At 28.4% G+C, this 22,638-nt stretch carries 23 protein-coding genes; 4 read left to right on the top strand and 19 right to left on the bottom strand.

Annotated elements, in window-relative coordinates; all coding sequences use genetic code 11:
- The first annotated feature begins 78 nt into the window (after positions 1-78).
- Positions 79-534, top strand: a complete 456-nt coding sequence (locus IC758_RS06810; RefSeq protein ID WP_227434279.1) for a hypothetical protein — start codon at positions 79-81, stop codon at positions 532-534.
- A 169-nt stretch (positions 535-703) separates the two neighbouring features.
- Here IC758_RS06810 and IC758_RS06805 read toward each other — a convergent pair whose 3' ends face one another.
- The 18 genes from IC758_RS06805 to IC758_RS06720 all read right to left on the bottom strand — a co-directional run bounded on the left by IC758_RS06805 (position 704) and on the right by IC758_RS06720 (position 19,159).
- Positions 704-1,501 carry an N-acetylmuramoyl-L-alanine amidase gene (locus IC758_RS06805; RefSeq protein ID WP_227834623.1) on the bottom strand — a complete coding sequence of 266 codons (798 nt, stop codon included), beginning with the start codon at positions 1,499-1,501 and terminating at the stop codon, positions 704-706.
- A 1-nt stretch (position 1,502) separates the two neighbouring features.
- Complete coding sequence (locus IC758_RS06800) at positions 1,503-1,766, bottom strand: hypothetical protein (RefSeq protein ID WP_227834624.1); 264 nt, start codon at positions 1,764-1,766, stop codon at positions 1,503-1,505.
- Between the two features lie 244 nt (positions 1,767-2,010).
- The gene (locus IC758_RS06795) at positions 2,011-2,364 is read right to left on the bottom strand and encodes a CD1375 family protein (protein ID WP_227834625.1); all 354 of its coding nucleotides are present in this window, start codon (positions 2,362-2,364) and stop codon (positions 2,011-2,013) included.
- Between the two features lie 17 nt (positions 2,365-2,381).
- Entirely contained in the window at positions 2,382-7,559 is a 5,178-nt protein-coding gene (locus IC758_RS06790) for an RCC1 domain-containing protein (protein ID WP_227851638.1), read from the bottom strand.
- 21 nt (positions 7,560-7,580) lie between these two features.
- A complete protein-coding gene (locus IC758_RS06785; protein WP_227851637.1) occupies positions 7,581-8,567 on the bottom strand; it encodes a phage tail protein in 987 nt (328 codons plus the stop codon).
- Entirely contained in the window at positions 8,568-9,266 is a 699-nt protein-coding gene (locus tag IC758_RS06780; protein WP_227845290.1) for a putative phage tail protein, read from the bottom strand.
- The gene (locus tag IC758_RS06775) at positions 9,263-10,315 is read right to left on the bottom strand and encodes a baseplate J/gp47 family protein (RefSeq protein WP_227851635.1); all 1,053 of its coding nucleotides are present in this window, start codon (positions 10,313-10,315) and stop codon (positions 9,263-9,265) included. The genes IC758_RS06780 and IC758_RS06775 overlap by 4 nt, the downstream gene beginning before the upstream one ends.
- Positions 10,308-10,736 carry a DUF2634 domain-containing protein gene (locus IC758_RS06770; protein ID WP_003438449.1) on the bottom strand — a complete coding sequence of 143 codons (429 nt, stop codon included), beginning with the start codon at positions 10,734-10,736 and terminating at the stop codon, positions 10,308-10,310. The genes IC758_RS06775 and IC758_RS06770 overlap by 8 nt, the downstream gene beginning before the upstream one ends.
- Positions 10,736-11,062, bottom strand: a complete 327-nt coding sequence (locus tag IC758_RS06765; protein WP_227851634.1) for a DUF2577 family protein — start codon at positions 11,060-11,062, stop codon at positions 10,736-10,738. The genes IC758_RS06770 and IC758_RS06765 overlap by 1 nt, the downstream gene beginning before the upstream one ends.
- Before the next feature lie 15 nt (positions 11,063-11,077).
- Positions 11,078-12,634, bottom strand: coding sequence for an NlpC/P60 family protein (locus tag IC758_RS06760; RefSeq protein ID WP_227860834.1), 1,557 nt, complete (start codon positions 12,632-12,634; stop codon positions 11,078-11,080).
- A 281-nt stretch (positions 12,635-12,915) separates the two neighbouring features.
- Positions 12,916-13,338, bottom strand: a complete 423-nt coding sequence (locus IC758_RS06755; protein ID WP_227823677.1) for a phage baseplate protein — start codon at positions 13,336-13,338, stop codon at positions 12,916-12,918.
- On the bottom strand, positions 13,338-15,785 hold the full coding sequence (locus tag IC758_RS06750; protein WP_227834632.1) for a hypothetical protein: 2,448 nt from the start codon (positions 15,783-15,785) through the stop codon (positions 13,338-13,340). The genes IC758_RS06755 and IC758_RS06750 overlap by 1 nt, the downstream gene beginning before the upstream one ends.
- Entirely contained in the window at positions 15,785-15,952 is a 168-nt protein-coding gene (locus IC758_RS06745) for a hypothetical protein (protein ID WP_227434270.1), read from the bottom strand. Before IC758_RS06745 ends, IC758_RS06750 begins: the two co-directional genes overlap by 1 nt.
- Before the next feature lie 26 nt (positions 15,953-15,978).
- Complete coding sequence (locus IC758_RS06740; protein WP_227823675.1) at positions 15,979-16,425, bottom strand: phage tail assembly chaperone; 447 nt, start codon at positions 16,423-16,425, stop codon at positions 15,979-15,981.
- A gap of 81 nt (positions 16,426-16,506) precedes the next feature.
- Positions 16,507-16,935, bottom strand: a complete 429-nt coding sequence (locus tag IC758_RS06735; protein ID WP_009896262.1) for a phage tail tube protein — start codon at positions 16,933-16,935, stop codon at positions 16,507-16,509.
- Positions 16,936-16,948: 13 nt separating this feature from the next.
- Positions 16,949-18,013, bottom strand: a complete 1,065-nt coding sequence (locus IC758_RS06730) for a phage tail sheath subtilisin-like domain-containing protein (protein WP_227860833.1) — start codon at positions 18,011-18,013, stop codon at positions 16,949-16,951.
- Between the two features lie 4 nt (positions 18,014-18,017).
- Positions 18,018-18,467, bottom strand: a complete 450-nt coding sequence (locus tag IC758_RS06725) for a DUF6838 family protein (RefSeq protein ID WP_227860832.1) — start codon at positions 18,465-18,467, stop codon at positions 18,018-18,020.
- 251 nt (positions 18,468-18,718) lie between these two features.
- Positions 18,719-19,159, bottom strand: coding sequence for a hypothetical protein (locus IC758_RS06720; protein WP_227434266.1), 441 nt, complete (start codon positions 19,157-19,159; stop codon positions 18,719-18,721).
- A 467-nt stretch (positions 19,160-19,626) separates the two neighbouring features.
- On the opposite strand from IC758_RS06720, the gene IC758_RS06715 reads away from it, so the two are divergent.
- From IC758_RS06715 to IC758_RS06705, 3 genes are all read left to right on the top strand, one after another.
- Complete coding sequence (locus IC758_RS06715; protein WP_227434265.1) at positions 19,627-19,947, top strand: XRE family transcriptional regulator; 321 nt, start codon at positions 19,627-19,629, stop codon at positions 19,945-19,947.
- A gap of 82 nt (positions 19,948-20,029) precedes the next feature.
- Positions 20,030-20,536, top strand: coding sequence for an ImmA/IrrE family metallo-endopeptidase (locus tag IC758_RS06710; RefSeq protein WP_227434264.1), 507 nt, complete (start codon positions 20,030-20,032; stop codon positions 20,534-20,536).
- A 709-nt stretch (positions 20,537-21,245) separates the two neighbouring features.
- The gene (locus tag IC758_RS06705) at positions 21,246-22,001 is read left to right on the top strand and encodes a peptidylprolyl isomerase (protein ID WP_227434332.1); all 756 of its coding nucleotides are present in this window, start codon (positions 21,246-21,248) and stop codon (positions 21,999-22,001) included.
- Between the two features lie 148 nt (positions 22,002-22,149).
- Here IC758_RS06705 and IC758_RS06700 read toward each other — a convergent pair whose 3' ends face one another.
- On the bottom strand, positions 22,150-22,578 hold the full coding sequence (locus tag IC758_RS06700) for a CBS domain-containing protein (RefSeq protein ID WP_227434263.1): 429 nt from the start codon (positions 22,576-22,578) through the stop codon (positions 22,150-22,152).
- Positions 22,579-22,638: the final 60 nt, after the last annotated feature.

Below are 22,638 nucleotides of genomic sequence, written 5' to 3'. Positions count from 1 at the left end.
TATAAATGTAGTAAATTTTTAGTTTCAAGTAATCTCTCGTTATTATAACTAAATATTTATTAAAATTAGGAGGATAAAATGGGCTTAAAAGACAAATTCGCGCAATCATTTGCTAGATCAAAAACTATGAGTGGCCCTGAGAAAAAGGCTAATGAAATAATGGGTAAATTACTTCTTAAGAAGGCTATATTACCTATCGTTTTAATGTTCGTGATAATAATCGCTGGAGCTATGCTGAAAATCAATTCTTGGGTTACACTTGGCATAAATTTAGTTATTGCTGTTGGTGCTTTCTTCTACATAAGAAATTCTAGTAAAAAGTATCAAAACTTTAAACCTTATGTTGGCAATTTGATTAGTTTAGAGAAAAAAGGTAAAAAAGAGTATGTTGCTATTATAAAACAAGGTAAACTACCAGTTAAATTACAAATTGCTTATGGTGGTGAAGACCTTGAACATATTAAGAAAAATCAAATGGTTCAAATAAGTTATAATCCAGATGCTAAGATAGCTATTTTAGTTAACAGACAATAATTTTATAGTTTAATTATAAAAAGAGGTAGCATTAAATACTACCTCTTTTATATTTTTTCAATTTTAACATTTACTTCGTTTTATTTAGTTTTCTAATTAAACTAATTTATTCAAATTTATTATCTACTTTCCTTGCACATTTATTTTTGTATACTTCTCTTTCTGTATTTTAGTTGTACTTTTCTAAGTACTTTAGCACAAGTTCAAAAGTTTCTTTTCTATCATGTCCGACAAATTCAATATATTTATCAGAATAATTTTTTATGACTTCTGTAGCTTTTCCACCTATAGAAAAAATATTTTTTGCCATTTTATTTTTATAGTCCTTTATATCAATTAATAAGCTTTTTTCTATATAAAATGACATTATGATTGCAATTGATTTATCAACTTCTCCAGAATATACTATTACATTTTCATAAGATTCCTGTAAGTTATCTTCTTCTTTTATATTTTTATTTAGTATTCCTTCTGCTATTAGTTTTGCAATTGTATGTTTACTTCTAATATAATAGTCAGTATCTGCTTTACTGTCTACAAAACAAGTTTCGATTAGTATTGCTGGCGCTTTAGTGTGATTAAACCAGTATAGGTTTCTTATATCTTCTTTGGCTCCTCTATTTTTAAACACAGTTGAAAGTTTTGAGTTTACTCTTTCCGCATATATTTTTCCGCTGTTTGTTTTATATATTGTTTCTGTTCCTATGGGATTTAGAGTTGTCTTATTTGCATTGAAATGGATTTGTACTGCTAGGTCTACATCTTGCTTGTTGGATATTTGGCATTGTTCTGATAGATATTCATTTGATTTGTCTATTTTACCAGTATATGTTGTTGCTCCTCCTAGTTTTAGCCATTTTACTATTAAGTCTGTTAGGATTCTGTTTTCTTTTCCTTCATCTATATAGCCAACTGCTCCTGTTCCTTTTCCATACAGTGTATGTCCTGGTACTATTGCTACTTTCATATTATACACCTTCTTTTTGTAACATATCTTTTATATCAGTTACATTTTCTTTGATTTCCTCTACATCAGTCTTCATTGTTCCCATCTGTACAAGTATATTTTTATTTATTTCTTGTTGCTGAGTAGATAATTCTATAAAATTTTCTACAGTTTTTTTGTACATATCTCTATCTTCTTTTTTCTCTTGCATAGTGTTTTTAAATAAAAGAGCACATAATATCCCTATTGCTCCTAGACTGCTCAATTCGGTTATTAATTTATCCATTATATCCTCCTATCATCTAATTTTTTTATATTTGTATCTTGAATTTTTATTATATTTTAATATCATATAATACTCTGTTTTTTGACACTGTTATTTGTATATTTAGTATTTTAATTTTTTATAAAATTAATTAAATCTATAAAAAATTAATATAGCAAAAAATAAGTACAAGGTCTTAACTTCAGTGATTAAGACCTTGTACTTTGCATAAAAAAATAACTACTCTATAGTTATTCTAAGTTTACTATTCAACTGGTATTTCTAGTTCTTCACATCTAATTCTGACTTGTTCTCTAATTATTGTTGGTACCTCTTCTATAGTTTTCTTTCCTCTTAAAATTAATGCTACATATACTTCTACCATTCCACTTTCACCTCCAGATTTTGATATATTAAATGTGCTTATACTGTGAACTTCATTGACAGGAATTTGACTTAACAACATCTCATATATTTCTGCATTTGCTATAAAGTTACTAGTTATATCATCATCTTGTTTTACTTGACCTACACTTATGTCTGAAATATCTTTATATTGCATTTCTACTTTTCTACCTTGTTTGATTTGCTCTATTTTGTTTTTATCAAATTTAAACAATTTTTAACACCTCCATTTTAAGCTTGTGGCTCGTTGTTTTCAGCATCATACCTAAAAATCATAGATGGACGTTTTATAGCTGTCCATTTATCTCCTTTTTCTACTATGATTTTAGGTTGAGCACTTTTTATATTGGCTTCTTCTAATTCATATATTTCTTGATAACTTGAGTCTGATTTTTTAATTTCAACTAGTTTCATATCTTTGAATAAGTCAGATTTATTTATTTTTACTTGAACCTTGTTTTTATTTATCAATTGATATATAGGGTCTCCAAGATTTAAATCTTCTTCAAGTCCTCTATCTAGAGTAATCGTAATATCTTGTTCATTAGATGTTGTATTGACTACCTTATACATTCTATTTCCTATCATAACATAAGAGTCTTTAATTATAGAATTTCCAGTACTCTCTTTAAAAATGAATAAAGATGCATATAAATCATCACCTTTACAATAAGCTCTAAATAGTATCTTATTTTCTCCTATTTTAATTTTATCTGTTGGTATCTCAAATGATATCTTCTCAGTAGTTAAATCACTTACAGATTTTATACTTTCTCCATTTATAAGCATCTCTATTCTGCTTATATCTTTATTTGGGTCTTGTATTTTTATCTTAATTGATGAAATTGACTTTTCAGTAATTTCTATAGCAGCATTTGTTGTTCCTACTTCTGATATAATATATAATGTATTGTCTGTTACAAGTACATCCTTCACTGTACTCACATCTTCTGAAATAGGTACTATAGTAAATTCTTTTAAAAACTCTACTGGTTGTTCAATCTTATAAACATCCCTATTTTTTCCAGTAACCCACACTGAATTGTCATTTTTAAGTACTAATATATGGTCACTTCCATATGACTTTATTTCTCTTATATCTGCTAGTGCTTTTGTAAAGAACTTGATTATAGTATTTTCACTCTCACTTCCTAATCCTAAAGCACCCTTGTCATTATATCCTTGTACAAATAATTCATTGCCTGTAGTTACTACTAAGGTATAGTTTTTACCACAATGTACCTCTTTACAGCTAGACACAGTTGTAATTCTTTGTAATTCACTAACTGGGTTATTATGACCTATACCTAACTGATATTCAGAGTTTTTACCAATTGACCAAAGGCTATCATCAGATTTTATAAAATAAGTAAAATTATCTCCACATGAAACATGTTTTACATCTGATACATTAATCTGTACAAATTCATCTACTTGATTTATAGATAAATCTTGTAATAGCTCTCCATGATAGTTTGTACCACATCCATACATTGTTCCATCATTAAGTAATATAATAATATGAGTTTTAGAAATAGACACCTCTTTTATATTTTCATATGGAAGTTCAGTATAAAGGTCTCCTTTATATAAATTTCCTAATACAAGACCATAGTCAATATCTTTTGTAGTTGGTATAACTATCTTATTATTTAGAAGTATGAAGTTATGTCTATTTTTAATAGATGTCATATCGCCCATTACAAAGTTCATGTGTTTATAGTTAAAGATTCGATTATCATTATTTCTACTATCGTATCTATTTCCAACACCTAGTTGTCCATAATTATTTAATCCACAAATATATATATCATTAGTATCTTTTATTGCTATATTGGCATATTCTAAAGGAAGAATTTTCTTTACTCTTGTGTTGGTTTTTATAAATGTATCTCTTTTAGTTACATCACCAACACCTAATTGCCCATAAGCATTTGAACCTGTGCCATATAAATCACCATTATCACTTACATAATATCCACATCTATAACTCATACTTATGTCTTTTGCTTTTGATGCTATTTTTTTAATCTTTTCTGGAGTCTCACTTCCTGTACCTGAACCATTACTACATTTACCTGCAGTATATACATCACCTTCACTTGTAAGTAAAAGTACTGCATTGTTTCTATTTGGAGCTACTTTTACTACATTTGAAATTGGAATTTCAGAAAATGCACTTTGATTGCTATTACTATTTAGTCCTAAACAATAGTCAGTATTTAGCCCTGTACTATATGCAGTATTATAGATTGTTATTATATAAGTATTTATTTCATTTGGTATAACTTCTTTTACATTTTCCATACACTTTATAAAACTATATTGGTCAGTAGTATTTCCCATACCTAATTGTGAATTATTATTATATCCACAACAATATGCAATATTTGTATCTTTTACAATGAATGTTGTTGTATCTGAGCAGTATACATCTCTTACATTTGTTATATTATTTACAGTAAATGTTAGTACATCTGGATGATTGCTCTCACTTCCTAGACCTAGTTGCCCATGAGTATTTTCTCCACATGAATATAGTGTGTTATCATCTTTAATTGCATGTGAGTGAGTAGTGCCTAAGACTACATCTCTTACATTTTGTATGTTTACTTTGGTAAATGTATTTCTATTTACTATATCACCCAATCCTAATTGTCCTTTGGTATTTAATCCTGTAGAGTATAGTGTTCCATCATTTTTTATTGCAAATGTTGAGTTCCCATCTATACTTGTTGATATTTTCTTTATATTATCAAGATTTATTTGAGTAAACTTATTTCTATTTATTGTATCTCCTAGACCTAGTTGACCATAACTATTATTTCCTGTGGCATAGGCTGTTCCATCATTTTTGACTATAAACATTGCATTTCTTGATGTTGTAATTTCTTTTATGTCATCCATAAATATAAATGAATTTGATTGTTCAGTTATATTTGTGAATTTTTTTACTGGTTCGTTGTTATATTCTCCTATACCTAGTTTGTTAAATTGATTCACTCCTGTTACATATATATTATTATTTTTATCTACTACTACTACAGTATTTTCTTTTACAATTATATCTTTTATGTCTTTTAATCCTGTATCATAGCCACTTACACCATCTAGACTTGTCATATTTCCAAATTCTCCATTATTAGCAATTCCATATCCATATAATTTAGAACTGCTAGAAGTTATAATAAAAGAATTTCCCATATTTGAATATTCAGAACTAATGCTAGTATAACTTTTATATCCAGTAGTAGATGAGCCAAAGGTTTTAGGATATCCAGTAACATATGTACTTCCTTTTTTAAAGTATAATATATTATCTGATGTTCCTATTACTTTTTCTATTCCATTAAAAGAAGTTTCTTGTATAAAATAAGTATTATGATTTGAATTTGTAACTTCAATAAAACTTCCATATCTTGAATAATCAGATATACTTGAACTACTACCTGTTGTTTTTGAATATCCATGATATCCTGTTAAATAAACATATCCACTTTCATCAATTATTGCACAACCACTATTAAAAGGAAAAATATTAGTTATTTTAGGTAAATCTCTAAGACTACTTGTGCTAGTAGATGATGAAGGTAATCTAAATAAAGATACTAATGCTTTACTTTGATTACTATTATTTCCTGTACCTAATTGATAATTATAATTGTATCCAGAAACATATAGTTTTCCTTCACTATTTATCATATATACAGAATAGTAATATGTTGCTATCTTTTCTATGTTACTTATATTTTGCTTATATGGATAATTACAAGCTCTTTCTATATTACTATAGGAATTATACCCCCAACCATATACCTCTTTTGAATGATTTAAAGCTATAACATAATTACTTTCTACACAAAAATCCTTTACATTCTCTATTTCTATTTTTGTAAATATATTTCTATTAACTTCATCTTTTAAACCTAATATCCCATAAGTATTTAAGCCACATGAATATAATGTTCCATTATTCTTAAGTACGAAAGTTGAGTTTCCATTTCCCTTTACATCCAAAACATTATCTATATCCACCTTAGTCATAACTGACCTACTAACATTATCTCCTAATCCTAATTGCCCGTTATTATTCAAACCACAGGCATATAATGTCCCATCATTCATAACAATAAACATATTGTTATTCGTCAACTCTATCTTCTTATAATCCTGAAAATTATCACTTAACTTTACATTTAAAAACTCACTATTATCTTTAGTAACATATAAATAATCATCATTAACCAATAAACCTGAATAATTATCTAAATTTGAAGACTGTATCTTTGAAAACTCATATAAAAAAGTTGTATGAAAGAATGAACCAAGTTGACCTGATAAATTACATCCACATACAAATATCTCTTTTGAACTATTTATTAAAAAGTTAAATTTAGAACCACACTTAATATCTTTTATATTTTCTATATTAACCTTAACAAAAGTATTTCTTGATGCTATATCTTTATTAGCATTAGCTAGTTGACCATAATTGTTTTGTCCTGTACTAAATAGTGTATTATCATATTTTAATATCATAGTATGATTATTTCCACAAGAAACATACTTGACATTATTTATATTCGAAAGAGTAAATACAATCGAATTATTATTATTTCCTGTACCAAGCTGACCAACACCATTATAACCTGTAGTATACATAGTTCCATCATTCTTGATAAGTATTGTATGACTACTACCACATGCTATCTGTTTTACATTGTCCATACCTTCTATTTTATTAAAAACACTTTTATTCAAAGTACTATTAATTCCCAATTGACCACTTGAATTTAACCCACATGCATGTGCTGTTCCATCCATTTTTATAATGAATACAGATTGATTATAAGTTACTACATCCTTTACACTATCTATATTTACTTTAGTAAAAGTAGCCCTATTGTTAGTATCACCTAATCCAAGTTGACCACTTGAATTTAACCCTGCTGAATATAGAGTTCCATCATTTTTAAGTACAAAAGTAAAGTCATAACCACATGCAACAGATTTTACATCATCTATTGGTAACTTAGTAAACTCATAATACACTGTAGACTCAATTACTCCCAATTGACCTACATTACTTGTTCCTGCTCCATATGCAAATCCATCTTTAGTCACTGCTACACTATGCTTTGAGCCACAAGATACATATTTTACATTGTCAATCTTTACTTTGCTAAACATCCTTCTTTCTGATGAATCTTTTCCCACACCTAATTGAAAACCTGTGTTGTCTCCACAAGCATATAAGTTACCATCTGACTTTAATCCAAAGGTACTATTACTTATACCAGCAAAAAATTCTACGAAATCATAATCGTTATATCTTTTATCAAAATCATCCACCAATATGTTCTTATCGTTAAAATAAGCACCACGTTGTAAAAGTTTATTTTGCTTCATTCTCAGAACTACCCCCTTTATTTATCTTATTTCATATGAATACTTATTTAGAGTTATATCTTTTTGCTCTTTTAAATAAGTATTACTAGATTTTGTCTCAACAAAATTATTATCCATATCATGTATATATCTAACTCTATTTGCACTAAATGGTAATACCACATCTCTAAAAACCACATTACCAACTTCGCCTGTTATACACTTTCTATTTAAATCTAATTTTAGACCTTCTATAGCTACTATGTTGTTTCCATTTGCTAATGTATCATACCAGTAACCTGCCTCATCTACAGTTACTTCTGACTCTAATTCTAAGTATATTAATATATCTAATACTTTTTCAGATAATTTGTTATAGCTATTTTTTAAAACTGATATATCAGTTTGTATCTGACCACTTATAACATCGTCAAAAGATATATTTTCTATTTTTTTAACTACTTCATTTATAGCACCTGATAAATTTTTAGAATCTGTAGTTAATATATTTACATCACCAATATTAACTCTTATTTCTTTTATATTACTATCAAATTTATCATCCAAATCTTGAATATCCTTTTGAGTCACAAAAACCAGCGTTGGGTCTACTTCTAATGTTACATTTGAAGTATTAGACAATTGTAAAATCATCTTTACAACTAAATCTTTAATACTGCCATCTTCAGCACGAGGCTTATACGTCTCTGGATATTTACCTATAGCTATTATATTGTTCTCATTATCCAAAACAGCAGCTTCTCTTATCATAAATCCACCAACTGTTCCTGGTAAAATAGTCTCTATAACTATCCAGTTAGGATTCTTCTCATCAATTCTTAGAGAATTTATATTCCCTTCCCAAACTACATTCTTTAAAGCAGTTTGTTCTTCTGTTGGCTCATAATATTCTCCATTACTATCTCCAACTTGAAACTTGGTTAATCCTACAAGTTCCCCTAGTGCAGTCGCATTTGCTATTTTTTCTCTACCAATTTTGGTTAATATTATATAAAATTTTTCTTCCAACTATACCACCTCCGATTTAGGATAAACTACTACTTTTTCTACACCTGTACTATTTGCAATAGCTATATTAATCTTACAATTACTCTCAATACATTTAATACTTAAAGGATAGACCTTTATTTCTTCTCTACTTAGCATTCCAGCTCCACAATTTACAACAGCACTACATTTTATAATTGGTTCAAAGTATGGATGGACTTTTACCTCTTCACTGCACACCATACCTCCACCACAATAGACCATACTTTCATCTAGTATTATTGGTTCTAAATAATGTAATAAGTGAGCTGGCTTTACCTTTTCAATCATATCGCTACAATCTAAAAGAGTTTTATAGTCACAATTATTTGCTATAAAACTCAGTATGAACGTAAACTCATCACTATAAATTTTTATGTCTGTTTCTGATTTTGTATAGGCTTCACATATACTTTTTATAACCTCAATAGTACTAGTTCCTCTACTTCTCATTTTAGCTTTTATATTACTACGTCTTGTATTAAAATCAATGTCTTTTTGTTCGATGCAGAGTATATCTTCCCACACATCTAGACCCCACGTTGCAGTATCTACAAATAATTGGGCAAAAGTATCATCAATATCATATTTGAGAATATCGAACTCTGTATCATATGCATTTTGTATCTCTTCTACAATGTAATTTCTATCAAATGATGGCAGTTTATCAATTAGTTTCATTGATTTTCCACCTCGCTAAAATCAACAGATGTTACACTTGGTATTTTGTCCTCAGTAATAGTTATATTATCTGTGCTTCCATTTATAAGTAAATTGCTTAAATCATGTACACCAATGGTGTTTATAAGTATTCCCATAACCTTTGTATAAATTATTTCTCCTCTAATCTCTCTAAAGTATGAATTTATACTTTCTAAGAAAGATTCTTTAACACTATCTAAGGTGTATCCATCTTCTAATTTCATTACTGCACTTATATTTATTTCTATTGGTGCTGGTGTCACAACTGTTATAGTTGGTCCAATAGGTTTTTCTTCATCTAGATGTTGCTGACATCTTTGAATGGTTTCTGTATCAACAGCTTGATTGTTTTTCCCAAATATAAGGACTTTAATCGTACCTGCCCCATCCCACCTTGGATAAACTTTGACATTGTACACTCCATCTACTTCCAAAGCCCATTCTTCATAATGAGCTTTATTTCCACTTGTAGCTTGGTTTCTTTGTATCTTATAGAATCGTTCTTTTAACTCTTCATCTGTCTCTATATCTGTTCCACCTTCAAAACTTCTTGTATTAACAATCTTTGTGATACCAGATATATTGTCAACCAACTTGAATTCACAATTTGTAGATATATTATATTTCTTACCGACTTCTAGAGCTTGAACTGGACTATTGTCACCTTCTTCACTACCAATAGTTACATCTTTTATTACTACAAATAGTAAATCGCTATATGATATTACTGTTCCATTAGTTATTACAGTTCCTTTTTCTCCAATAAATTCAACTTCTCCATTTGACTCTGTTCCCAACTTTCTATATACACCAAATTCATTAACTCTCTTGTCAAGAAACTGATTATATGTATCTTGTATAAAAGCCATTTTATGTATTTTAGAAAGTTCTATATATATCTTTGCAAGTTCTAGATTATTTCCAGATACCATATTGTTTAGAAAAGAACCCTCACCTTTATAAATATCAAGCTTGATATTTTCAAGAGTTCTATTTTTTATTATTTCATATGTCTGGTCACTATACATTTATTTCCACCTCCCCATAGATAGTGGATACTTTTACATTTGCACTTAATATGTCTCTGTTAAAGTTAGCACTTTTTACATTTACTTCTAATATATATGGATTTATTAAAAGAGCTTCTTTTATAAACCTGCTCGCTTCACTTTCTGTAAGGCCTTTTGTATATTTTTGCCCTATAAGTTCTGAAAGCTCTGTTCCATATTCTAAAGAGTATATCTCATGTTCATATCTATTTGTTTTTATACACTTGTATATCCAAACTTTTAAAGCTTCTTTTTTTTCAATTATTTTAAAATCACCTTTTTCTAAAATAGGCTCATCTTTTTCAAAATCCCAAGCCACTTCACGAAAGATTGGCAATTCTTCTGTTTTAGGCAAGATATAATCTTCTGGGACACCTATAAAAGGAAATATCGTACTCATTATAAACTCACCAACTTACTTACAACAGCAAATTTCTCGCCTATTCTAAACATTATTACCATGTCTCCAGATTCAAAATTATCTATAAAAGGATTTTTTACTTCATGTTTATGTTCTTGACTTGTTTCTGTATCAAAGGATTCTATCTGTCTATCAAGTATCCAACTATCTATTAAAATATCTTCTTTTTCTAATATGATGTTGTTTGTCTCTATTTTTAAATCTGGTAATTTACTTTTAATTTTTCCAATAAAAAAAGAAGGTTGATTATGATACTTACCTTCGTTTCTCATTATTCCTATAAATTCATTAATCGGATTTGCCATTATATCACCATCCTTTTATAAAACTCTTTGAGCTGTCACAAAGTTTTTAGTGTAATAACTACCACTTAACTTGCTTATTTTTACCACATCACCCTCATGTGGAGCATGGATAAATTCTCCATTTCCAATAAACATACCAACATGTGTTATTTCACCTTCAGGCCCATTTTTTGAAAATAAAACTAAATCTCCTGTTTGTAAACTTACTTTATTTACTGCCTTGCCTTTTCTAGCCTGCTGTCTTGCTGTTCTTGGAAGATTAATACCAACTTTCTTAAAACAATAGACCATTAATCCAGAACAATCAAAACTACTTGGCCCATTACCACCCCATTTATAAGGCTTGCCTAGATGTTTTTTTGCTTCTGATATTACTATTTTAGCTTTATCAGATACATTACCAGCATAACCACCAAGAATAATTTTTCCTTTTCTCTTTCCAAACTTTTTCATTTCTTCTGCATTTTTTACTAAAACATCGATATGATAAGTTCCATCTTTTTCTATAATTATGGCAGAACCATTATCATTGACCTTATAGACTCCGTCACGTCCAGAAACGCCTGTTACAAGTCTTACTTCATCACCATATTTAAATAATGGATGTTTTGATAGGAACTCTTTTGTGTAATAAGGCTTTTCATAAGCTCCAATCATAGGTGCAGCACATGTCTTTTTAGATGGATTGAGCTTTTTCTCTCTACAATCTGTATCTCCACCTTCTATACCAGGTCCAGGATAATAGGCTGTAAATATAGTAGCAAACTCCGTTCCTCCTGTATAACCTTCTCCTCCTAAATTACTTTCTTCTTTAGGTTCATCTTGACCTGCTGACTTTTCATCCATAAGATTTTGAAAGTTAAGTTCAAGTTCAATTTGATACTCTCCATTTTGCCATGTATGTTTATCTGTATCTATATAAAATAACCCTACAAGCTTTGTATAGGAATCCTTAACTTTTACCCCTCTACCAGTTATACAACTTACATCTCCATAACCTCTGAGAGAACAGCTTTTTTCTATACCTTTAAACTCACTATCCACATCTACATCTTGATTTTCTTGTTGCTGAATTACTTTTTGCATTATTACATTTACTTCTTTAAAAATTTCACTGTCTACTTTTTCACTAATCTTACTTCCATACTGGTCTACTACTATCACCTTATTTTTTACATTTTCCATACTTTCTGAAAAAGTAGTATTTATAATATTAAATCCCTCTTCAAACATAACACTTAGTGTAACAGTTCCTTTTTCAATAACATTAAACTTATCTAAATTGGCTTCTATCATATACTTTTTCTTAGTCTTCTTGCTTGCCTCTGTATATGCACTCATTATAGTATCATATCCATTTACTCCTATAAACATCTTAGTATGCTTAACATTAGTCTTTGCTATTGTTCCAACTGCAAGCTTATTTTCAGCAAAGACTTGCTTTGCTATATCTTCAACTAACTTGTCTTTAAAGTTGTATGACACTTCACTTTGTGTAAGTAGAAATCCCATATCTTTAGATACAAAACTAATTTCATTACTACTTGAATCTTTAGACCTATTAATTATCATTCCTCTAAAAAGCTCTTTCTCATCTACATAAAAACAAATCGTACTAGCTATTGGTATATCTATTTGTTGAAAATTCACATCAAAAGAGGATTGGATTATTGAAAACTCTAGAGTTCTTGATGGAGATTTATAATCACCTGACCAAGAAACTTTATCTACTATATCAGTTATATCATATATACTTCCATTTTTTATGTGTACCCAAATTTTAATAATAAAAAATCACCTGCCTTTTCATTTAACTTTATCAGCAGTTGTTTACAACTTATTATCCATAATAGTTATTTTTTTGGAGTTACCTTTGGTATTTTTATTCTTTTATACTCTTTTAAATCTAATGTAAAATACACATCTCGAGTCCCATCTCTTTCTTCATAGCTAAAACCCTCAATTATGACCTCCATATTTATATTTGTTTCTGTAATTGTAAATCTTAATATAAGCCCTTCATTCATCCATTTTTCAATCTTATTTACACAATCATATGGTGATGGAAAACCTGTATAATCACAAAAAGTATAGTATTTATTTGGAAAAAAACTTGATATTGAAATACTTTTAAGAGCTATACCTCCAAAAGTTGCTATTTCACCTATTTTGAGTATACTAGAAGAGTTTACAGCAGCTTTTCCATTAATACTAAAGGAAGATGGAAATACTGGAAATCTAAATCTATCTTCTGCTTGTCTAAGCCACATTTCCATTATAATACACCTCCTAATTGTGCCATTTTTATACTTGAAACTAATTTTGATGTAATTTTTTCTATATCAGCTTCTTCTCTAATTACTATTGTATCAGCTAACTTGGCTATGCTTATATTTCCACCACTTTTTCCGCTTCTATATTGATTGGCTTCTTGTTTAGTTAGAACCATTTCCCCCTCATGAAGTCTTGTTGGGTAGTCATTATAAGGTACATAGTTTAATCCAAATGCCTTTCCAAACAGTTCACTTATATCAGGATTTGTACCTGAATCATGAGCTAATCCACTGTCCATACCTTCTTCTTCATATTTCTTTCTTCTCTCTGTAATATATTTACCTATTTTAGCAGTTATCGGGCTTTCATTTATAGACTTAACCATCTTCTTCCATGAATCGCAAATTAAATTTATAAAATCAGATAAGTTTTTTAATGCATCAAGAAAAGAATCTAAAAGTGGCTCCAAAAACTTCCATGCTTCTTCTAAAATTGGACCTAATGTTTCCCATACAGTTTTCCATACGTTACCCATAGTTTCAATAAAATAATTTATTTGTGGAGCATGCTCTCCTAAAAAGGTAAAAATTCTTGTAATAATTGGACTAACAGCCTCAACTACAGGCCCAATTAGTTGAAATGCTGTAGTTACTATTGTACCAAATATACTTATTAACCCTTGTGCAATTGGTGATTTATTATTTATACTGTCTAGTAAATTATTTACTAAGTTTACTACTGGTAATAATGAATCCATTAGTGCAGTAAAGTCAATATTTTGTAATAGTGTATTTCCTGTATTAACAATTGCTTTTGGAGCATTCCCTATCATTCTTGCTGCACTATTTTCAAAATTTTCTTGTTTATTTTCAGTCATCATTTTACGCTTTTCAACCTCACTAGAAAGTCGAAATTGGGCAGAATCAGGAAGCCCTTTTTTATTTTTCATACTTCTAAATTGCATTTGTTCATCCTTATTACTAGTAATTCCTCTACCATTCACTACATTACCTATCTTTTCGGCCATTCTTTTAGATATACTAGCTAAATTTGATAACCCACATTCTATAAAAGTTTTTATTTTCTTTATTCCTTGACCTAAAATATCATCGAAAGGTTTAACAATACTCTTCAAACCATTATTAATACTTGTTTGAGCACTTGCTATTATACCTGGTATTGTATTACTCATTTCTTTAGCTAATCCCATCTGCTTTATACTTATACCTTCCAATGCTTCATCAAAAGTTTTATAATTTTCTCCTACCAAAGTATTAAGAGATTCCATATTCCCCTTTGCTGCACTTAAAAAAGCTGCTGATACATCTTGTGTACTACTTGTATCCATATTTAAAGCTCTAACATCTACCATAGCCTGAGTTATATCTTCTTCTTTTTTACCCCCAGTAATATTACTAATCATTTTAGCTTTAGTTCCCATTGCAACAACATCTTCAGGATCAAAAGGTGTATCATTTGCCATATCTACTAAACGATTATAATACTTATCAACATCTTTTTTACTAGTACTCCCAGTATTTCTTTTCATTACACTTTCTAAAACAACTTTCTGATTTTGCTCTTGACCAAGTAAGTCAACACCCTTTTTCACAGCAACACCTATAGTAGCACCATTTGTTAAATCTGATATCTTCCCCTTTATAGAACTAAGTATTCCACTCGCCATATCCTTTACAGCTATTGCACCTGTCCATACCTTCCCTGCAAACAATCTCAACTTAGGAAATACCTTACTTATAATACTACTTGCCATATCTTTAAGATTAACAATTCCTTGCCAGCTATTTTTAATAAAGTATTTCAATTTTTCCAAGAGATTACTTACAACACCCTTAGCTGTATCCTTTATTTTTATTACAACTGGCCATGCTTTGTCACTAATCTTTTTTAACTTTTCAAGTACTTTACCAAGTACCTTTTTTGCACTTGAATTTTCTATCTTTAACCTTATATTAGAAGCAAGGCTTCTTAGGAAACTTATTTTTGAATTAGCTTTTTCAATCTCTTTAGCTTTAAAATCAAATATTATTATAATTTTGGCATTTGAGTTCAATTCATTTTTCTTTTGAATCAGCTTACTGAAATAATCAATAATCATAGCTATAGTTACTGCTAGTCTCATAATACTTCCATTTAAACTTCCAATCGTTCCTGAAGCAGAATTTATACTAGAACTTAATTTTGTCATAGTAGAACTTGTACTACTAGCAGTAGTCTGAACTTTTCTTAAAGAAGAATTCAAACTATTTAATGTACTACTTGCACTTCCAATAGAATTTTTTATACTACTAGCCATTACATTAGTAGAAAGAGAAACAGCCACAGTTGCTCTTCTAAAAGTATCCGTTACTGATATGATTTGATTCATCTTTGGAGTGTAATTATCTGTAAGATACATATTTATACCTTCTTCTCTTACATTACCCACTATATACCACCTCCTGTCAAAGGACAAACTCCGTATCCATGCTTCATTTTTTCAACTTCCTCTTCAATTTCTAAGGCGAAAAAAGCTTCAATAAGCTTTAATTCGCCTTTATCCATTGCATAAAAAAGGGACGGTCTAATACCTTTTGTCTTCCAATAATAATACATTATTGTAGTTTTGGTATCCGTCCCTATTAGTTTTTTACCTCTTCTATTACTGCATTTTTACCATAACCCATTACATCTTGAAGGATTCTGTATAAATTAGTAATTTCACCTGGTAACAATAGCTTTCTTGCCAATTCCTTTGGAGTTGGAGCCTTAAATTTACTCATTAATTCCTTGTTTTTAAATAAAAGCTTTCCATCTAAATCACAAACACCTTCTATAATTGTAAGCATCTGCATCTCTGGTAAGTCTATATCCGTTTTCATATTTTCATCAATTTTAAGACAAGTATTTTGTATCTCCTCATCTTTACTTATTGTTAAAGCTTTGCACATTACTTTAAATTCCTGATCAAATATACTTGATAATCTCTTAAGTTCAACTACAGTACTTGGTCTTTCTAAATTGTCTGTATCTGCATTTAAAAGTAAGTCTACTATATTTATATTTTTTGATAATCCATTTTCACTCATTATTATCTACTCCTTTATCAATCAATTTCTATTAACTAACAGCATTTATTAACTATATATTTACTAACTATCCAGATAAAACTAAATTATATCAAGGAAGTCATACTCAGTAAATGTGAAAGGAGCCTCTATTTCTCCTTTTACTCCAACTTCCCAATCAGCTAAAGTTAAGTCATCAAAAGCTATATTTTTTACTGCTATTCTTTCTGCTCCATAAGAATCTGGGTCATTTAACTTAGATATAGCTACAAATCTAGGTTCAGAACCTCTTTTTATCTTTTCTCCAATTAACTTATGCATTCTTGAACTGACATGATATAAAGTTATTGAACCTTTCCCTTTATATCCCATATACTTCGTATCAGTTCCCATTTGACCTGCTATTATAATATCTTCTTTTGTAAATTCCATCTTTGCTTGAAATTTCTTTACTTCTGCCACTTTATCTCCATCAAGCCAAAGTTCTCCCCAAGTACCACTCATTACATTTCTAGCTTCCATATTTGCCATATTAATAATCCTCCTATATTTCTATTGATAAATCTATATCTTCCATAGCATCTAGTGCTTTTATTGTTGCTTTTAAAAATACTTTAGAACCAGTATTAGCTTCTTTTATTTCTTGTGAAGTCATATAAGATAAATCTATTCCCTTTAATTTCAAATAAGATTTTTGTGCTTTAAAATCTATTTCAACAGTAGAATTGGACTCTATAAGAGCAGATTTTTCTAGTTCTTCTAAATAACCTTTTATCGATACTATTAATAGGCATTTATTATCGTAACTATTAGTAACTTTTCCTATATAGTCATCTATAATTACCTTTCTTATATCACTATGTATAATATCCAAAGTGTCAACTATCTTGATTTTTTGGAACATCTCTCCTTTTTCTTCAGTTAAATCAGTTAAAGAATTTATTCCTCTGGCAATTCTTATAGCTCCAGCTTCTTTAATAAGGATAAGCTCTCCATTATTAACTTTTGACTCTGCATCAGCTTTAGTGCTTTTAGGTATATCAATAACATCACCAAGCTTAGTATAAGTTATTGATTGACTTAAAGGTGTTCCTGCTATAATACCAGCTATTCTACTCGTAAACTCCTCAGCACTATACTTCTTTGTTCCAACTAATGTATCTTCTGTAGTAAAATTAATTATTCCCTCATGATTTCCTGCAACTTTGCCCAATATCGCTTTAACTTTAACCTTATCTGTATCTCTAAGTTTAATTATCCAACTTTTGATGACATTCTTATCAGCTTCTATTGCTTTAGGCATACATAAATAATTAAATTCTTTAGTTTCTAAAAAGTCTAAGGAACTTTGAACCTCTTCCTCTTCTCCTAACACATAAACTAATACTTTATTTGGTGCATTGACATTTCCCATCAAAGCCATATTTATATAGTCTTTATTTTCAGCAGATAAATCAGCTGGTATATCTTCTTTTTCATGTATTTCATTAAATCCTAGTGCTTTGGTATCTTTAAGCACCATTGCAATTATTCCTCTAGCTGAACGCTCTTTAACAGTTGTAGCTAGCTCCTTAAATGATATATTGATACTTGGTAATCCTATAGCCATACTATCACTCTCCTAAGTTTAAATTTATTTCTTCCATATTTTCATATACTTCTTCTTCTTCTTCATCATATACACTATCAAGAAAGTTTAATGTAATTGAAAAGTTCAATGTATAAATTGACTCCTCTTTTTTAATGCTTTGTTCAATTTTAGCTATATTTAATTTTCTATCTCTTACATTTACAGTTCTATTAAATAGCTTATCAAGTTCATCTGAAACTTCATACATTCTTATATTATTTGATTGTGGTCTTGGTAAATACTTTATAGACATAACAACATCTTTGTTGTTTGTCTTTAACATTATGGGTGTACAAAGAACTGATACCATACTTACAAAAAAACAAGACCCTTCTGAACCTTGCATACTTTCATCATCAATAAAAATACTTTCATCAAAACTTTTTTTAAGTATATCAATAATTGTTTCTAATATTTCTTTGTTTTTAAGCAAATAATCACCACGCTATCACTAAATATTTTTTTACTTAATGTGGCAAACTTCTTATGAGTAGCATAAGTAATTTTTAAAGATACATCTAATTTCTCTATTGTTATGTTCCCTCTATATTTTTAGGTAATATCATGTTTCTCAATTCCTCACCTCCCTCACTATAGATTTCTTTCACAATAACATTATCTCATGTATTTCAGTGGGTGTTGTTGCTATAGTGTGTATAAAGTGTTGTAAAAGTGTTATGTTTTTTATAATATTTCACTTAATTTACAAATCATCTTTTTCTTTAAGTTGTAGCAAGAAGTTCTATCTAAATGCAATTTCATAGAAATATAGGTCATATTATTTTTAGTCTTACTATTATAAAAGAGATTAAAAAATTCCATCTCCATATCATTTAGACAAGTTAGAGCATTTTCTATTTTTTCCTTTTCTATTTCTATATCATCTTTTTCCATTTTTAATTTTCTTAATCTCTCCTCTTTTTTTATAACTTCATTTTCAACAGAAGAACTTATATTATATGTAGTACTAGTTTTTTCAGTATAAACTACAGCTCCACATCCAAAGTATTCATTTTCACATCTTTTTATATCTAGGTTAATATTCTTTATCTTTACATCCAAATACTTGTAATTATGTAATCTTTCATCTACTTCCTTAAGTAATATATCTTTTTTATTATCCATTGTATTTCTCCTTTTTATATTTTATTGTCTTTAGCCTTAACTTTATAATGATAGTTTCTAATCAATAGCCTTATTGCAAGTTCCACAAACTTTAAAGAACATTTTGTTCTATATATATTCAAAAAATTTTATTCATATTTTGTTCTGAAATAACAGAATTTTTTATGCAAAATGAATCATAACTTTTTATGCCTATTTCTACTCTTGATATATAATTATTTGTAATTCCCGCTTTCTCCAAATTTAGTTTGCGACAACCTTATAGATTCTCTGTAACCTTTTAAATTATTTTTAAACATACTTTTCTCCTCCTAGTATAATTAAGAATATTTTGTTCTTATCTATATTCATTATATAGAATTATTTGTTCTTTATCAATATTTTTTAGAAAAAATCATTCTTTTTTCTTTTATTAGTTTTAATTTTTAGAACAATTTGTTATAATTTATACATAAGGTGGTGTTATAATGTTTGCCAAAAGATTAAGAGAACTTAGAAAGGAATTTGGATTTACTCAAAGAGAACTTGGTGAAAAAGTAGGAGTTTCTCAAAGAGTTTTAGGATACTATGAAACAGAAAACAGATTTCCTGATGAACATATTTTAAATAAATTGGCTGATGTATTTAATGTATCAGTTGATTACCTTCTTGGAAGAACCTTGGTTAAGGAAAATATTGACACTGTTGCGGCACATAGAAAAAATCCACATGAAGACTTACCTGAAGAAGCTCAAGAACAACTTAATGATTATATAGAATTTTTACTAAATAAATATAAAAAAAAATAAACTATATAATGAGCAGATTTATTTCTCTGCTCTTTTAATATAACTTTTCATCAAACATACATTCTATATTAGGGGGATTTTTATGAATAATTTGGATAAACTTTTTGAATTAGCTTCTCAGGAAGAGATAATAATTCATTATACCACTCATATTGCAGGTGACTTAGAAGGATTATATATAAACAGGCATGGTATAAAAGTTATATCATTACTCAGTAACTTAAAACAAAATACCAATAAACTTACATCCATATTAGCAGAGGAACTTGGACATCATTTCACTAGTTTTGGATACTATATATCCTCTTATAATGATTATTACACAAAAATCATTATAGATAAATGTGAAAATAAAGCTTTAAAATGGGCTTGTGAATTTTTAATTACAGAAGAAGATATAATAAATATAATTAATTCTGGTATTACTTGTGTTTATGAAATGGCTGATATGCTTAATGTAGATATCAAATTTTTTCAAAAAAGATTGGAATTCTTATCATTAAAAAAACAAACTTTACCACTTGGTAATAATAAATATCTTGTATTAACTAATTTGCCATATTTCTACATATTTGATCCAATTTCATAATAAAATGGTAGTAATTTTAATTGACTTAATAGCAAAAATCTATATATTTATTTTAGCAAATTTTGGTTTCTATAAACTCAATATTAATATATAATAATGATAGCACATTATTTAAAATTCTAAAAACAAATACATGCTTTTTTAAGAAAGGTTGTTTGATGAATGTATAAAGAAAAGTTTTTTGATAATTATTTTAAGTTCTTGGCACTATTTTTTTGGCCAATTATGTGGTATAAGTGGATAGTAATTTCAAATGGTACTCTTGAAAATACATTATTTACTGCTTATACAATTGTTGCAATTATTTACATCATTTTATACTCAATATTTATAATAAAATATAAAGACATTACACAAATAGATTTCTTTTACAGGATAAGCACTTTACTTGCGTTTATATTTACTCTTTTTAGTTTCTTGATATATCCAAAGAGTTTATTTTTCTTGTATCTAAAGATAGTTTTTACTGGAATATATTTTTATTATTCAATAGTAAAAACACTTAAATTTAAACATGAAGAAGGAATAGTGGGAATTATGGCCTCAATTCTATTGATTGTAATCACCTTGTTCTATTAAATCTAAGTCTATTTGACTTAATATGACTTTAAATGTTAGACATATACATCGTTTTCTGATATTATTTAAGTTGGTAGCTTTATATTAATAATGAAATACACTATAAAAGGAGTTAACTATTATGGAAAATATGGAAAAAAAAGTTTTAGTAACAGTTGGAGAAAAAGAGATAACTAATATTGATATTGAAAATGCATTAAAATCATTAGATCCTTATCAAGCAATGCAATTTAAAACTGAAGAAGGAAAAAAACATTTATTAAATGATTTAGTAAACCAAGAACTATTCTTCTTAGATGCTAAGGACGAAAAATTAGATGAAGAAGAAGTGTTTAAGTTAGAAATGAAAAAAATAGAAGCAAATGTATTAAAGCAATTTGCTATAAATAAAGTTTTATCTAGTGTTGATGTAACAGAAGATGAAAAAGTAAAATTCTTTGAAGCTAATAAGAGTTCTTTTTCTAAACCAGAAAGTGCAACTGCTAAACATATACTAGTAGATAGTGATGAAAAAGCTAAAGAAATACTTGCTCAAATAAAATCAGAAGAAATATCTTTTGAAGATGCTGCTGTTAAACATTCTTCTTGCCCATCTAAAGATATGGGTGGTGATTTAGGAACATTCGGTAGAGGACAAATGGTTCCTGAGTTTGAAGAAGCTGTATTCTCTATGGCTAAAGGTGAAGTAAGTGAACCAGTTAAAACTCAATTTGGATACCATATAATAAAGTTAGAAGACCTTCAAGAAAGTACAGAATCTACATTTGATGAAGTTAAAGATGAAGTTGAAAAAAGTTTATTATACCAAAAACAAAATGAAGTTTATGGAAATAAAATAAATTCTCTTAATGCTAAATATGGAAATCTTGTAAAATACAACGACTAATAATAAAACAACAGATAAAAAAGGCTGTCTTATCTATAATTTTTAGAAAAGACAGCTTTTATATTAAAGTTTAAGAATTTAATTTCATATTATTATTCTTTTATTACAAAGAATAGAAGTAGAAACTTGAAAAGTTTCAAAAAATTTTCTAATTATCATCTGCTAAATTTTTATATCCACGTATTATCTCATAACAATAACCTATTACATCTCTTCTTTTTATTATCCCAATAAATGTATCTTGGTCATCTATAACAGGAATAAAATTTTGATTTAAAGATTTTATTACTAAATCTTCAATATCTGCATTGATGGAAACAGGAGAATTATCCATTTTTCTATTTATATCTGTTACTGGAACATCTTCCAATCCTTTTAGGTCCAGATTTAAGTCGTTTTTTAATGTCCATAAAAAATCACCTTCTGTTATAGTTCCAATATATTTACCCTCTTTGCTTATTATTGGAATTGCAGAGTATTTGTGATATTCCATTTTTTCTAGGGCTTGCCTTATAGTGTAGTCTTCATATATATATGCTACTTCACTTTTTGGTGTTAGAAAGAATAATATGTTCATTACACTACCCACCGTTACCGAAAACTTATAAATATTATCCAATATTTATAATGTTACTTT

Source organism: Clostridioides sp. ES-W-0016-02 (genome assembly GCF_020641035.1).
Lineage (GTDB): Bacteria > Bacillota > Clostridia > Peptostreptococcales > Peptostreptococcaceae > Clostridioides.
This window is presented reverse-complemented; position numbering and strand designations above follow the sequence as displayed.

Excerpts from the sequence above, each read along its gene's own strand:
- IC758_RS06715 (WP_227434265.1), top strand. The coding sequence starts at position 19,627 with ATGTTTGCCAAAAGATTAAGAGAACTTAGAAAGGAATTTGGATTTACT.
- IC758_RS06780 (WP_227845290.1), bottom strand. The coding sequence starts at position 9,266 with ATGAAACTAATTGATAAACTGCCATCATTTGATAGAAATTACATTGTA.
- IC758_RS06775 (WP_227851635.1), bottom strand. The coding sequence starts at position 10,315 with ATGTATAGTGACCAGACATATGAAATAATAAAAAATAGAACTCTTGAA.
- IC758_RS06765 (WP_227851634.1), bottom strand. The coding sequence starts at position 11,062 with ATGGCAAATCCGATTAATGAATTTATAGGAATAATGAGAAACGAAGGT.
- IC758_RS06720 (WP_227434266.1), bottom strand. The coding sequence starts at position 19,159 with ATGGATAATAAAAAAGATATATTACTTAAGGAAGTAGATGAAAGATTA.
- IC758_RS06755 (WP_227823677.1), bottom strand. The coding sequence starts at position 13,338 with ATGGAAATGTGGCTTAGACAAGCAGAAGATAGATTTAGATTTCCAGTA.
- IC758_RS06705 (WP_227434332.1), top strand. The coding sequence starts at position 21,246 with ATGGAAAAAAAAGTTTTAGTAACAGTTGGAGAAAAAGAGATAACTAAT.
- IC758_RS06735 (WP_009896262.1), bottom strand. The coding sequence starts at position 16,935 with ATGGCAAATATGGAAGCTAGAAATGTAATGAGTGGTACTTGGGGAGAA.
- IC758_RS06760 (WP_227860834.1), bottom strand. The coding sequence starts at position 12,634 with ATGATAATTAATAGGTCTAAAGATTCAAGTAGTAATGAAATTAGTTTT.
- IC758_RS06710 (WP_227434264.1), top strand. The coding sequence starts at position 20,030 with ATGAATAATTTGGATAAACTTTTTGAATTAGCTTCTCAGGAAGAGATA.
- IC758_RS06805 (WP_227834623.1), bottom strand. The coding sequence starts at position 1,501 with ATGAAAGTAGCAATAGTACCAGGACATACACTGTATGGAAAAGGAACA.
- IC758_RS06730 (WP_227860833.1), bottom strand. The coding sequence starts at position 18,013 with ATGGCTATAGGATTACCAAGTATCAATATATCATTTAAGGAGCTAGCT.
- IC758_RS06790 (WP_227851638.1), bottom strand. The coding sequence starts at position 7,559 with ATGAAGCAAAATAAACTTTTACAACGTGGTGCTTATTTTAACGATAAG.
- IC758_RS06800 (WP_227834624.1), bottom strand. The coding sequence starts at position 1,766 with ATGGATAAATTAATAACCGAATTGAGCAGTCTAGGAGCAATAGGGATA.
- IC758_RS06810 (WP_227434279.1), top strand. The coding sequence starts at position 79 with ATGGGCTTAAAAGACAAATTCGCGCAATCATTTGCTAGATCAAAAACT.
- IC758_RS06700 (WP_227434263.1), bottom strand. The coding sequence starts at position 22,578 with ATGAACATATTATTCTTTCTAACACCAAAAAGTGAAGTAGCATATATA.
- IC758_RS06740 (WP_227823675.1), bottom strand. The coding sequence starts at position 16,425 with ATGAGTGAAAATGGATTATCAAAAAATATAAATATAGTAGACTTACTT.
- IC758_RS06770 (WP_003438449.1), bottom strand. The coding sequence starts at position 10,736 with ATGAGTACGATATTTCCTTTTATAGGTGTCCCAGAAGATTATATCTTG.
- IC758_RS06745 (WP_227434270.1), bottom strand. The coding sequence starts at position 15,952 with ATGTATTATTATTGGAAGACAAAAGGTATTAGACCGTCCCTTTTTTAT.